Annotated in this window: 11 protein-coding genes; 10 read left to right on the top strand and 1 reads right to left on the bottom strand. The window is 54.2% G+C overall.

What is annotated here, in order from left to right; genetic code table 11:
* Window positions 1–44 precede the first annotated feature (44 nt).
* The 6 genes from BJ917_RS01805 to BJ917_RS01780 all read left to right on the top strand — a co-directional run bounded on the left by BJ917_RS01805 (window position 45) and on the right by BJ917_RS01780 (window position 6,532).
* On the top strand, window positions 45–692 hold the full coding sequence (locus BJ917_RS01805; protein ID WP_121101396.1) for a dTMP kinase: 648 nt from the start codon (window positions 45–47) through the stop codon (window positions 690–692).
* Window positions 693–906: 214 nt separating this feature from the next.
* A complete protein-coding gene (locus BJ917_RS01800; RefSeq protein ID WP_121101393.1) occupies window positions 907–2,175 on the top strand; it encodes a cystathionine gamma-synthase family protein in 1,269 nt (422 codons plus the stop codon).
* 137 nt (window positions 2,176–2,312) lie between these two features.
* Window positions 2,313–3,749 (top strand): amino acid permease, encoded by a 1,437-nt coding sequence (locus BJ917_RS01795; RefSeq protein WP_121101390.1) that lies wholly within the window; start codon window positions 2,313–2,315, stop codon window positions 3,747–3,749.
* Between the two features lie 51 nt (window positions 3,750–3,800).
* Window positions 3,801–4,691, top strand: a complete 891-nt coding sequence (locus tag BJ917_RS01790; protein ID WP_121101387.1) for a LysR substrate-binding domain-containing protein — start codon at window positions 3,801–3,803, stop codon at window positions 4,689–4,691.
* Window positions 4,692–4,709: 18 nt separating this feature from the next.
* Complete coding sequence (gene thrC, locus BJ917_RS01785) at window positions 4,710–6,098, top strand: threonine synthase (protein WP_121101383.1); 1,389 nt, start codon at window positions 4,710–4,712, stop codon at window positions 6,096–6,098.
* Window positions 6,095–6,532, top strand: a complete 438-nt coding sequence (locus BJ917_RS01780; RefSeq protein WP_018925939.1) for an Lrp/AsnC family transcriptional regulator — start codon at window positions 6,095–6,097, stop codon at window positions 6,530–6,532. The genes thrC and BJ917_RS01780 overlap by 4 nt, the downstream gene beginning before the upstream one ends.
* Window positions 6,533–6,592: 60 nt before the next feature.
* Here the strand turns inward: BJ917_RS01780 and BJ917_RS01775 are convergent, their stop codons facing one another.
* Window positions 6,593–6,739, bottom strand: a complete 147-nt coding sequence (locus BJ917_RS01775; RefSeq protein WP_256658486.1) for a hypothetical protein — start codon at window positions 6,737–6,739, stop codon at window positions 6,593–6,595.
* Between the two features lie 149 nt (window positions 6,740–6,888).
* On the opposite strand from BJ917_RS01775, the gene BJ917_RS01770 reads away from it, so the two are divergent.
* From BJ917_RS01770 to BJ917_RS01755, 4 genes are all read left to right on the top strand, one after another.
* Complete coding sequence (locus tag BJ917_RS01770) at window positions 6,889–8,262, top strand: transposase (protein WP_121101380.1); 1,374 nt, start codon at window positions 6,889–6,891, stop codon at window positions 8,260–8,262.
* A 416-nt stretch (window positions 8,263–8,678) separates the two neighbouring features.
* The gene (locus tag BJ917_RS01765; protein WP_121101377.1) at window positions 8,679–9,719 is read left to right on the top strand and encodes a homoserine dehydrogenase; all 1,041 of its coding nucleotides are present in this window, start codon (window positions 8,679–8,681) and stop codon (window positions 9,717–9,719) included.
* 12 nt (window positions 9,720–9,731) lie between these two features.
* Window positions 9,732–11,150, top strand: coding sequence for an aldehyde dehydrogenase family protein (locus tag BJ917_RS01760; protein WP_096511537.1), 1,419 nt, complete (start codon window positions 9,732–9,734; stop codon window positions 11,148–11,150).
* 159 nt (window positions 11,151–11,309) lie between these two features.
* Window positions 11,310–12,212 carry a LysR family transcriptional regulator gene (locus BJ917_RS01755; RefSeq protein ID WP_121101375.1) on the top strand — a complete coding sequence of 301 codons (903 nt, stop codon included), beginning with the start codon at window positions 11,310–11,312 and terminating at the stop codon, window positions 12,210–12,212.
* Window positions 12,213–12,217: the final 5 nt, after the last annotated feature.

Raw genomic sequence — 12,217 nt, 5'->3', positions numbered from 1 at the left:
AACGAACCGGGCAAAAAAACCGAATATTAATCGTTATGTGAAAAATGAATCGTCCGCTGTTTGTTTCTCTAGATGGGCCCAAGGGTGGCGGAAAAACCACACTGTTGGAGGCCGTTACTAAAGTATTGAGGGCAGACAACAAAAAGGTGATCCGACTTTGCGAGAGTAAAAGCGATCCCTATAGGGGCGAAACAATGACGCTCGTTAACAAACTCGTCAGAAATCCCTCCCGGGATTTGGAGTTGGAGGTTTGTGAGCGCTTTGCTGATAGCCGTACCTGGATTTCCCAGCATGTCCTGGCTAAACAGCCACCAGGCAGCATCATCCTGATCGATCGCTGGTACCCGTCTGAAGCCGCATTTCGCCGGATAGTCCCGTTTGCAGAGATTCTCCAGTTGAACATTAATCGAAACGTGCGAGTGCCAGACCTGCATGTCGGGGTTGTTACCGCCCCTGATATTTCATGGGCGAGGGCAGCGGCACGACGCCGTGGGCTGAGCAGTACTGTGATCCATAAGCTGGAAGAACATGTCGCTTGTACCAAGGCGTTCGAGGGAGCGATTGCAGATAACGGCTGGGTTTTATGCCGTAATGAAGGAGCGATCGAAGACGCAACGATGCAGGTGATTTCCGAGATCTATGGAGTCCTCTCTAGTCATATGCAAGGCGCCGTTTCACCCAGGGTGCTTTAGTGCGGAACCCCCAAGTTCGTCATGTCTCGCAGCTGAATGTTGATGACGACGTCTCTGCTAGTAATGGTTAGACGCTCGGTAAGCCGCATCCAGCCATTAAAAAAAGCACCCCTTACTCCCATATATCATGATTTTTCAAAAGCATGAGCCTTCCATATAGTCCCTCCCATGCCCACTTGAAACACGGTTGTGTTTCCCTTGATGCGAGAACTTTATGGAAAATAAGAAACGCGCCATCCAAGCTTCAGAGGTAGGGATGGGGACTCGAGTCGTATGGGGAGGAGAGCAAATTCAACACCCCTACAATGCGACCCAGACACCCATTGTGGTCAGTGCCGCCTATGGCTATGACGATATCGATAAGTGGTATGACGTAGCATTGGGAAGGGAACCCGGCTTCATTTACAGCCGGATGAGCAATCCCACCGTCTCTGTCTTGGAAGAGAAACTTTGTGAGCTCGAAAACGCAGAATCTGCTGTAGCTTTCAGTACTGGAATGGCCGCAATCAGCGGTGTACTACACACCTTCCTATCCTATGGGCAGCGTGTGGTTTCTACCCGGGATAGTTACGGTGGCACAAACAAGATCTTTGACGAGTTTCTTCCGCGCATGGGAGTCGAGGTCACGCTTTGCGAGACCCACGACACAGAGTCTATCGAGCAAGAGATCGCGAAAAGCTGCAGCGTCCTGTACCTGGAAACACCCACGAACCCAACACTGAAAATCGTTGATATTCGGCGCCTTGTGGCAGCGGCGAAGCGAGTGGGTGCTTTGGTTGTTGCGGACAATACATTCGCAACGCCTCTGAATCAGAATCCGCTGGCGTTAGGCGTTGATGTGGTTGTGCACAGCGCGACCAAATTCCTGTCCGGTCATGGGGATGTACTCGGCGGCCTGGTTTGCGGCGCCGAGCATTTGATGTCTAAAGTTCGCCATTACCGGGAAATCAATGGTGCCTCCCTGGATCCTTTCTCGGCGTATCTAATCATCCGAGGCATCAAGACTCTGGCTCTGCGTCTTCGCCAGCAACAGGCGAGTGCGAAGCTTTTGGCCGAGTACCTCTGTACCGAGTCTCTGGTCGAGTCGGTGAACTATCCGGGGTTGCCTCAACATCCAGGTCATGACATCGCTCGTTCGCAAATGAACGGATTTGGAGCCATTGTCAGCTTCGTGCTCAGAGGAGGCATGGACACAGTGACTCGCTTGCTGCCGCTGCTCAAGTATGCGCATCGGGCGGGTAATTTGGGTGCTGTCGAGACCATCTATGGGCCTGCTAGAACGACCAGTCACGTGGAAAATACCTTGGAAGAGCGTCAGGCACTTGGAATCTCCGAAGGTTTGGTTCGAGTGTCCGTCGGTATTGAAGATCCAGCAGATTTATTGGCTGACCTAGAACAAGCCTTCACTCTTGTCCGAAGCAGACAAAGTGATGCAAGTCCTCTCACTGACAGTTCACAGCGTTTCAGTGAGGTCAGCGTTTAAATACCGATGGGGCTTTCGATATTCAGCTCAAGCCATTCATGAAGAATGAAAATAATAAAATTTAGCGACAACAAAATTGTACTGCCCTAAAGCCAGTTACGAAAACGCTTGTTCGCACCTTTCATGAGAAAACGATTATGACCATACAGTTAGACACTAATCGATCCGATCCAAACTCGCATTTCAAAAAAGAAATGCAAACTCGACACATTGTTATGTTGGCGTTGGGAGGTGTGATCGGTACGGGGTTGTTTCTGACCTCTGGCTACACGGTCAATCAAGCAGGGCCGCTCGGCGCAGTGATCGCTTACATCATTGGTGCAGTGATGGTGTATTTAGTCATGGTCTGTCTCGGTGAATTGGCTGTACAGATGCCGGAAACCGGATCGTTCAGTAGTTACGCAACGCGATACCTGGGCCCAGGCACAGGCTATACAGTGGCCTGGCTTTACTGGCTCACTTGGGCAGTAGCGATAGGTTCAGAGTTTACTGCTGCGGGCATCCTGATGGTTCGGTGGTTTCCCGACACACCGGTCTGGATTTGGAGTGCGCTGTTTGCCATTGCAGTTTTTGTAAGTAATGTCGTCTCTGTCCGGCTGTTTGCGGAGACTGAATTTTGGCTTTCGCTGATTAAGGTTCTAACGGTTATCACGTTCATTGTGATCGGTGGAGCGGCAATTATCGGTCTTGTTCACACGCAGAATTTGCAGGGCGCGGGATTATCCAACTTCACCCGTGAGGGGCTTTTCCCCACCGGATTCTTACCTATTGCAATGACTCTCTTGGCTGTTTCTTTCGCATTTTCCGGTACTGAGCTGATCGGAATTGCGGCAGGTGAGGCGCACGATCCACAAACTAGCGTGCCCAAGGCAATCCGCACGACAGTAGTACGTTTGGCTCTGTTCTTCGTCGGAACAATTTTCGTCCTCGCAACGTTATTGCCACGGGAGCAAGCGGGGCTCGTAGAAAGTCCTTTCGTCATGGTGTTTGAGCTGATTGGCATCCCATACTCCGCCGACATTATGAACTTCGTCATTCTCACGGCACTGATTTCCGCCGCTAACTCTGGTCTGTATGCCGCATCGCGCATGCTGTGGACATTGAGCGATCAAGGTCATATGCCTAAGTGCTACGCCAGGCTCTCCAGCCGCGGCACACCGGTGAATGCCATTGTTCTCAGTATGGCGGGGGCAGTGGCTTCTCTGCTCAGCAGTGTGCTTGCCCCTGATACGGTTTACCTGGCCTTGGTGTCCATTTCCGGTCTGGCTGTTGTAGTCGTCTGGATGAGCATCGCAGCAAGTCAGATCGCGTTCCGTCGGCAGTACGTCGCTAATGGCGGCCGAGTTGAAGACCTGCATTTCCGTGTGCGTGGTTATCCGTGGGTGCCTATCGGTGCAATGTTGTGCTGCCTCCTGGCCTGCGTCGGTATTGCATTTGATCCTGAGCAGCGAGTGGCGCTTTATTTCGGCCTGCCCTTTATCGCGTGGTGCTATTTCGTTTACTGGATCACTCGGAACAAGAGAGCGGAGCGGTTGGCTATAGCAGCAGCGGTTCATTCCTCTGGCACCGCGTGAACATCTCAGGCAATGATTGAGCATTGATAAAGTCCTGATGAGGTTGCGCCGATGAGTCAAAAGTCACTACCCCCCTTAAATTGGTTGAGGGCATTTGAAGTATCGGCGCGTTATTTAAACTTTACCCACGCGGCGGAGGAGCTCCACTTGACTCAAGGGGCTGTGAGTCAGCAGATCCGCCAGCTGGAAAGCCACCTCGGCGTGGCGCTGTTCAAGCGCTTACCTCGAGGGCTTGATTTGACCGAGGAAGGGCAGTCGTACCTGCCTGTCGTACAAGACGCAATCAGTCGCCTGGCAGTTGGCACAAACGAGATTTTCGGCCAACGCAATCGACGGCACGTGAAGGTGCGCGGCAGCCTTTCTTTTCTGCACTACTGGTTGGCTCCTCGACTTGCAGATTTCTGTCGGGAGTATCCCCAGATTGATATTCGATATATCAGCAATGTTTGGGTGAAAGAGCCGGACGGCGAGGATGACCTGGAGATTCGCTGGGGATGCGGTGAGTGGTCGGGTTTGCACGCTCAGCGATTGACTTGGGACATCCTTCAGCCTGTTTGCTCCCCGGAGCTCATGGCCAGGGCTCCCATACATGAGCCTTGCGACTTGGTGAACCATTCTCTTCTTCATGTGCTGGGGTACGAAGAGGGTTGGGGTTACTGGTTAAAACGTGTGGGCGCAGACGATGTCGACTACTCCCGCGGCCTCCAGTTTGACACGTTGATTTCCACGATTCGCATGGCGGAGTTGGGGCAGGGCGTTGCACTGGCGCGCTCCTCCGTGGTTGAGGATTTACTTAAGAATGGGCAATTGGTTGCGCCATTCAATCATCGGATCGAAGCAAGCGAATCTTTTTATCTGGTGCACGAGCAGAGCAAAGCTCTATCTCCGGATGCCACCCACTTTTCAACCTGGCTGGTGGCTCAAGCCCATCGCCTTTTGTAGACCTGAATTGGAGTAGACATGCATTACGTAAGCACTCGCGGCGGTGACATGCATGCTGATTTTCGCAGTGTGGTTCTGTCGGGGCTCGCCGAAAATGGTGGTCTCTATGTCCCGGCCAGTTTGCCTGTCTTCACCGAGAAACAGATTGCCAGCTGGTCGTGGCTGCCGTTTGATGAGTTGGTTTGGCGAGTGGTTTCGCCTTTTGTTGGCTCTTCCATAGACGAAAGCACTCTACGTGCCTTGCTCAGTGACAGCTATCAAGAATTCAAGCACCGCGCTATTACGCCACTTGAACAGATCGGGCATAACGAGTGGATACTCCAGCTGTTTCATGGCCCGACCGGTTCTTCCAAGGATTTCGCGGCGCAATTGCAGTCGCGCCTGGTCGAGCATTTTCTGGAGGAGGTCGGTAAAGAAGCGTTGGTGGTCGGTGCAACTAACGGTGATACCGGCGTCGCGGCGCTTGAAGCCTTTGCTAACTGCCCGGCCGCCCGCATGGCGATACTGTATCCGCGCGACGGGCTTGCGCCTGAGCAACTCAGTGCCTTGCAGGCAGCCGACCCGCAGCGGGTTCAGCTGTTTCCGGTTGACGGAAATTTCGATGATTGCCAGACGCTGGTCTCTCGGCTCTTGCGTGAGTGGCCATTGGACGGAGTGTTGCCGGTCTGTTTCAACTCGACCAATTGGGTCGGCGTCCTGGCCCAGATCGTTTTTTACTTCCACGCGGCCTTGCAACTGGGCGGTGGCACGCGTCCCGTTGGCTTTAGTGTCCCAGCTGCCAGCTCGGCCGAGATCTACGCCGGTTATATTGCGCAGAAAATGGGACTACCCATCAATCAGGTGATCATTTCCACCAACAGCAATGATGCCTTGCACCAGTTTTTTCATTGCAATCGCTACTCCACCCGGATGACTAATCGAACAGTGTCGCCGGCGATGGACTTCTCGTTGTTTTCCAACCTTGAACGGTTTATCTGGGAGATTTACGAGCACGATGGTTGCTCAACAAATGCGCTGATGGAGCATTTTGAAAGTTGCGGAGAGATGAGCATCGGCAACCAGCAATGGCTGCGTGCTCGAGTGCTCTTCGATTCCTATGCCGTACACGAATCCCAGGTGCGCGATGAAGTAGTCGAGCTGTTCCGAGAGACAGGCTCGGCCATTGATCCTCACACCGCTGTCGGTGTACTGGCCGGCAGGCTTCATCGACGCAGCCTGGGCGCTCCGATGGTCACCTTCGGGCAAATTGCGCCGGCCAAGTCAGCGGCGCTGTTGACCGAATTGGGCGTTTGGCAAGCATGCGTTCCGAGCAGTGTCGAGGTGCGCGCGCAACCACCGTACCTGGCCAAGGGCGATCTGGACGGTCTGTGCCAGGCTCTTCGTCAGGCACAGCCGAGGCCTGCATGAAGCGCATTCTCGATCCGTTGGACGAACGCATACTGGCCGAACTTACTGCCAATGCGCGAATAGCCCATATCGAATTGGGTGCCAAGATCAACTTGTCGCGCAATGCGGTGCGCCAGCGCATCGAGCGTCTTGAGCGCGACGGTGCGATCCAGGGCTATACGGTACTTCTCGGTGAGTCGCGGCGGCCTACGTCGCTTATCAGCGCGGTGATCTTTGTCTACCGCTACGACCGCATGCGTGGCGAAGAAGTCCTGACCGCGCTGCGCTCCATTCCCGAGGTCGTGCAGTGTGAAGTACTCAGTGGTGAGTTCGATTTAATGCTGCGTGTGAATGCCGCCACACCTGAACGTGTCCATCTCGTGTGGAAGGAAATCGCGGCCATGCCAGGGGTGGAAAACACCGTGACATCGTTCGTCCTTTCAGCGGTGTTTTGACAACCGAGCAACTGCATTGACCTGAGCAGCCATTTGCATCGGATTTGACCAGCACGCTTCCTAGTCTTGACCGTCCTTAACGGCTAGTTTTTTGTCGATAGCAAGGCTGGGGGTGTTATGCGCGGTTTCGTAGCCGAAAACGGTTTCCCAGAGATCCACGACGCAACGGCGATGGTGTTCATTTGAGTAGTCGGCAATAGCATCCATGGTGTAGCCCTCACATTGAAGGGGCTGACGCTAGCGCCTTGGTGTGGGTAATGTCCACTGTCTCTTATTGGCCGATTCTGTTGAAAAAGTAGCTTCCCTGTCTGAGCTCCAGCAGAATCTCAGTATTGGCCAGCAGGGAAGCACACAGCATGATGGGACAGTTATCGAGTGGGCAGGAACGCCTCTTTTACTCGTTCAACCTTGAAGATCACATCCCCGCCAATCACCTTCTGCGCAGCATTGATCAATGTCTCGATTTGAGCGATCTGCGCCATCACCTCGCCGATTTCTATAGCCCGATTGGGCGTCCTTCGATTGATCCTGAATTGATGATTCGCATGCTGATTGTGGGCTATTGCTACGGCATTCGCTCCGAGCGGCGACTGTGCGAAGAGGCTCATTTGAACCTGGCGTATCGCTGGTTCTGCCGCTTGAGTCTTGAAGATGAAGTCCCCAATCACTCGACCTTTTCCAAGAACCGACACGGCCGTTTTCGGGACAGCGATCTGTTTCGCTGGTTGTTCAATGAGGTGCTACGTCGCTGCATGGATGCGGGTTTGGTCAAGGGCGAAGGCTTTGCCGTGGACGCCAGCATCATCAAAGCGGATGCAAGTCGGCAGCGCGGCGTGCCGGGTGATGAACAGGTCAACTGGAGCGATCCGTCCCTAAGCACCCGCGCCGTACGTGAATACCTTGAAGCACTCGATGAAGAGGCTCTGGCCGAAACGCTACCGAAACGCCTATCGCTGACTGATCCTCAGGCCCGCTGGACCGCTGCTCCAGGTGGCCCAGCGTTCTACGCTTACTCCACGAATTATCTGATCGATACCGAGCACGGTGTCATCGTGGATGTGGAACCTACACCGGCTCATCGCACGGCCGAGGTCGAGAGCACCAAGACCATGATCGAGCGGGTCGAAGCGCAGTTCGACATCAAGCCGGAACGCCTCATCGGCGACACCGCTTACGGTACGGCGCCGATGCTGGCCTGGATGGTGGAGGAAAAGGACATCGAGCCGCATGTGCCGGTGTGGGACAAAACCGAGCGTAAGAACGACAGTTTTTCGAGCAACGATTTCCACTGGAATGAAGAGGCTGAGGAATACCTCTGTCCGGCCGGCAATGCATTACGTAGCGAATGGCGAGCCTTCAAGAACGAGCGTTCACACGTCACCAAAGCCAACACCATCATCTTCCGATCCCGGCAGACCGACTGCGTGGCCTGTCCGATGAAAGCCAAGTGCTGCCCAAATACTGCGTTCCGCAAGATCGCTCGCAGCGTCCATGAAGCCGTGCGCGATGTGGCTCGGCGAATCGCAGCGACACCTGCGTACGTGCGCTCTCGCCACGAACGTAAAAAGGTCGAAATGTTGTTTGCCCATCTCAAGCGCATCCTGAAATTGGATCGCCTGCGACTACGTGGCATGAGAGGCGCGACCGATGAGTTCACGCTGGCCGCTGCGGTGCAGAATCTGCGACGGCTGGCCAAATTTACCTCGCAAGGGCCACCTATCACAGGATAGGTGCGTCTGCACGAAGCGAAACCCCTCAAACCAATCCAATAACCGAGCTGCAAAGCTCAACGAAGGGCCGAAAAACCACTCAACGTGGTGAGTAGGTTCTCCAATGGTGGTCTTGCCCGAGTTCAGGCCAGATGAAAATCCGACTTTTTCAACAGAATCGGCCTCTTTCTGCCTGTCGCCGCTACCGGCGGCAACGGGCAACTCTTTGCCGATCATGGTTTCGATGAGTGCTTATCAAATCCGAAGCAATCGATGGTCAGTTCGAGTGCAAGCAGTTGATCATGTGAAGTGCAATTTCGGAGACAACATCGCGCTTGGGCAAAACGCCCAGTTAATACAGCACTTTGCCATATTCAACTGCCAAAGCCAGGCTCTTAGCATGTTCCTATCGAACAACATCAATAGGAACAGCGCAAATGACTGAGTACAAAATTGCCTTGGTAGGATTTGGTGGCGTGAACCGTGGCTTCGCCCAATTGGTCGCCGATCGTAATGCCGAGTGGAAAGAGGCCCTGGGTTTCACTATTAAAATTGTCGGTGTCACCGACCTGTTCCTGGGCTCCATCGTTGCTAAAGACGGTCTGGATGCAAAGCAGTTGGTTGCGCTGCCGGTTGAGAAAGGCGCATTCGCTCAACTGCCCGGCGGCAATGCTGAGGCCTTCAACGAAACCGTGATCAAGCATTCCGGTGCAGACATCATCGCTGAGGCCACTTTTACCAATCCGGTGGATGGCGAGCCTGCAACTACCTTTTGCCGCTGGGCTTTGGAAAACGGCATTCATGTAGTGACCACCAATAAGGGGCCTATTGCGCTGCACGGTGCCGAGCTCAACGCGTTGGCCCGTCGCAACCAGGTCGCTTTCGAATACGAGGGGTCGGTGATGAGTGGCACCCCCGTAATTCGTCTGGCCAAGCAGGCCTTGGCGGGTGCCAACGTACAAGGCTTCGAAGGCATTCTGAACGGTACTTCCAACTACGTGCTCACCCAGATGAAAGACGGCCTGACGTTCAACGATGCCGTCTTACAAGCGCAACAGCTCGGCTACGCCGAGGCTGATCCAACCGCTGATGTGGAAGGGTTTGACGTACGCCTCAAGGTGGTGATCCTGGCCAACGAGCTGCTCAATGCACGACTGAACGTCAGCGATGTTGCGTGCTCGGGCATCAGCAGTATCAGCGCGCAAGATATTGCCCAGGCAAGTGCCAATGGCGCGAGCTGGAAACTGATTGGCTCAGCCGTTCGTGAAGCAGATGGCTCGGTTCGAGCGAGTGTCGAAGCTCGGTTACTGTCGAACTCACATCCTCTTGCCGGAATCAGCGGTGCTACGAATGCAGTGTCATTCAATACCGAACTGCTGGGAGCTGTCACCGTGTCCGGGCCTGGGGCAGGGCGTATCGAGACGGCCTTCGCATTGCTGTCGGACATCGTCGCCATCCACACCGCCCACGGCAAATAACAGGAGATCGTCATGAGCGTATCCAGCATGGCCAGTATCCAGCTTGTTGAAGCCAAACAGATTGATGTGTTCAGTCCATTCGATGGTCGCCTGGTAGGGAGCGTCCCTTGCCTCGATGCCGCCGCAGTTCCTGGCTTGTTGGAACGCGCGCGAATCGGCGTGCGCGAGAGTGCGGCAATGCCTCGTCACTTGCGTGCGCGCATTCTTGAGGAGGCGGCCCGGCATGTAGAACTTGAGGCTGAAGCGTTTGCCAAACTCATTGTTGCAGAGGCGGGGAAGACGCTGCGACAAGCAGAGAAGGAAGTGAAGCGTTGTGTGAACACGCTGAAGCTATCGGCGGAAGAGGCTCGTCGTAACGCCGGGGAAGTGATTCCATTTGGGGCTTATGAAGGATCGGAGTCGCGTCAAGGTTGGTTCACGCGGGAACCGTTGGGGCTTATCGTCGCGATCACTCCCTACAACGATCCACTGAACTTGGTCGCCCATAAACTCGGCCCGGCAATCGCCGGTGGCAATGCCGTGATTTTGAAACCCTCGGAACTCGCGCCGTTGTCTGCACTCAAGCTCGTTGAGTGCTTGGTAAAAGCGGGTCTTCCACCCTCTGTGATTACCCCGGCGACTGGTGGCGTCGACTTGGGTAAAGCATTGGTGGAGGTTCGCGAAGTTCGGATGATTTCCTTTACGGGTGGTTTTGCCACGGGTGAGGCCATTGCTCGTAGTGCAGGGTTGAAGAAGCTGGCAATGGATCTGGGAGGAAATGCCCCAGTACTTGTGCTTGAAGATTGTGATATCGAACCGACCGTGGAGTCCTGTGTGTCTGGTGCCTTTTGGGCAGCAGGGCAGAATTGCATCGGCACTCAACGCATCCTTATACATCGTTCAATTTATGAGGACTTCCGTGAGCGTTTTGTCAGCCAAACGCGCGCCTTAGTAGTGGGTGATCCTGACCAGCGGACAACGGATATAGGCCCGATGATTACGGAACAGGCGGCCCGTCGTACCGAACAATTGGTAAGCGAAGCACTGGCCGAGGGGGCCGTACTTCTGTGTGGGCACCATCGCCAGGTGGGAAGCTATGCGCCGACCGTGCTTGAGCATGTGAGGCATAGCTGTACGATTTGGCAGCAGGAAGTCTTCGCGCCTGTGGTTATCCTGGAGCCTTTTGACCATCTGGAAGACGCAATTGCTCTGGCCAACGCAACAGAGTACAGCTTGCATGCAGGTCTTTTCACACGTGATATTTCCAAAGCTTTGAAACTAGCGCGTCAGATTGAAGCGGGTGGCGTGATGATCAATGACTCTTCCGATTATCGTTTCGATGCCATGCCTTTCGGTGGTTTTAAGTACGGAAGTTTGGGGCGCGAAGGTGTTCGATTTGCGTATGAGGACATGACGCAGCCTAAAGTCGTTTGCATCAGCGAGGTGGATTAAACCTACGAAGTAAATTGCCATCGGTTCACATCGGGTGGACGCTTTTATCTGACGCCCGATGTCCCCAGAGTTAAAAGTGGACGTGGATCGCACGAACTTGCCGTTGTTGGCAGAGACGAGGGGAGTAAGCTGTGATGATCCTTCGTCAGGTGCGTTTTAATGGACATCGTTCACTCGATGCAGGTTTTCGTCAGCGTCATGGAAACCGGCAGTTTTACCAAGGCAGCGCAGGCCTTACACCTTCATCGACCTGCTGTTTCAAAAACGATTCAACTTTTGGAGCTGCAACTGGGTGGGCGATTGCTTAATCGAACAACTCGCCAGGTGAGCTTCACTCCTGAGGGTGAAGTGTTCTACAAACGGTGCAAAGCCATCTTGGCCGAGGTCGATGAGACCATGGCGTCATTGGGTAATCGTCCAGCACGTCTCACTGGAAAGCTGCGCGTAGATCTGCCTGTAGCCTTGGGGAAGATGCTTATCATCCCGTCCCTGATGGAGTTCCAAAGCCAGTATCCAGGTATCGAATTGACCCTTGGTGCGAGTGACAAGCCTATCGACATGATCGCAGAGGGAGTGGATTGTGTGGTGCGGTTGGGGGCCCTCGAAGACTCGAGCATGGTCGCTACCGGCGTAGGTTTTCTACCGATGGTGACATGTGCTGCGCCGGCCTACCTTGAGCGCTTTGGAGAGCCCCGCACTTTAGCTGACCTGGACACCCATCGAGCAGTCAATTATTTCTCCGGTACCAATCCACGGCCAATCGAATGGATCTTCGTCGTGGACGGGCAGGTGAAGACTATGCGCCTTGATTCGGGAATCAACGTGAATGATAGCGAAGCGTTCGTTACGTCGGCACTAGCCGGGTTTGGACTGATTCAAGGGCTTGAGTTAACAGTGCGAGAGCATCTGAAAGACGGTTCGCTTGTTCGAGTACTGGACGGTTACCCGGTACCTTCCAAGCGGATTTCTATCCTCTACCCCCACCGAGATCTATTGCCGCCAAAGGTCGAAGCCTTTGTGCAATGGCTGAAGGCTTTGATGGCCACACATAATCTGACCTAGACCGG

The organism is Pseudomonas sp. WPR_5_2 (assembly GCF_003634475.1).
Classification (GTDB): Bacteria; Pseudomonadota; Gammaproteobacteria; order Pseudomonadales; family Pseudomonadaceae; genus Aquipseudomonas; species Aquipseudomonas izuensis.
Note: the sequence above shows the minus strand (reverse complement) of the source record. Positions and strands in the feature narration are given on the sequence as shown.

What these genes read in the sequence shown, in the direction of transcription:
- BJ917_RS01805 (WP_121101396.1), top strand. Translation starts at nt 45, where the DNA reads ATGAATCGTCCGCTGTTTGTTTCTCTAGATGGGCCCAAGGGTGGCGGA.
- BJ917_RS01770 (WP_121101380.1), top strand. Translation starts at nt 6,889, where the DNA reads ATGATGGGACAGTTATCGAGTGGGCAGGAACGCCTCTTTTACTCGTTC.
- BJ917_RS01795 (WP_121101390.1), top strand. Translation starts at nt 2,313, where the DNA reads ATGACCATACAGTTAGACACTAATCGATCCGATCCAAACTCGCATTTC.
- BJ917_RS01760 (WP_096511537.1), top strand. Translation starts at nt 9,732, where the DNA reads ATGAGCGTATCCAGCATGGCCAGTATCCAGCTTGTTGAAGCCAAACAG.
- BJ917_RS01755 (WP_121101375.1), top strand. Translation starts at nt 11,310, where the DNA reads ATGGACATCGTTCACTCGATGCAGGTTTTCGTCAGCGTCATGGAAACC.
- BJ917_RS01775 (WP_256658486.1), bottom strand. Translation starts at nt 6,739, where the DNA reads ATGGATGCTATTGCCGACTACTCAAATGAACACCATCGCCGTTGCGTC.
- BJ917_RS01765 (WP_121101377.1), top strand. Translation starts at nt 8,679, where the DNA reads ATGACTGAGTACAAAATTGCCTTGGTAGGATTTGGTGGCGTGAACCGT.
- BJ917_RS01780 (WP_018925939.1), top strand. Translation starts at nt 6,095, where the DNA reads ATGAAGCGCATTCTCGATCCGTTGGACGAACGCATACTGGCCGAACTT.
- BJ917_RS01790 (WP_121101387.1), top strand. Translation starts at nt 3,801, where the DNA reads ATGAGTCAAAAGTCACTACCCCCCTTAAATTGGTTGAGGGCATTTGAA.
- BJ917_RS01800 (WP_121101393.1), top strand. Translation starts at nt 907, where the DNA reads ATGGAAAATAAGAAACGCGCCATCCAAGCTTCAGAGGTAGGGATGGGG.
- thrC (WP_121101383.1), top strand. Translation starts at nt 4,710, where the DNA reads ATGCATTACGTAAGCACTCGCGGCGGTGACATGCATGCTGATTTTCGC.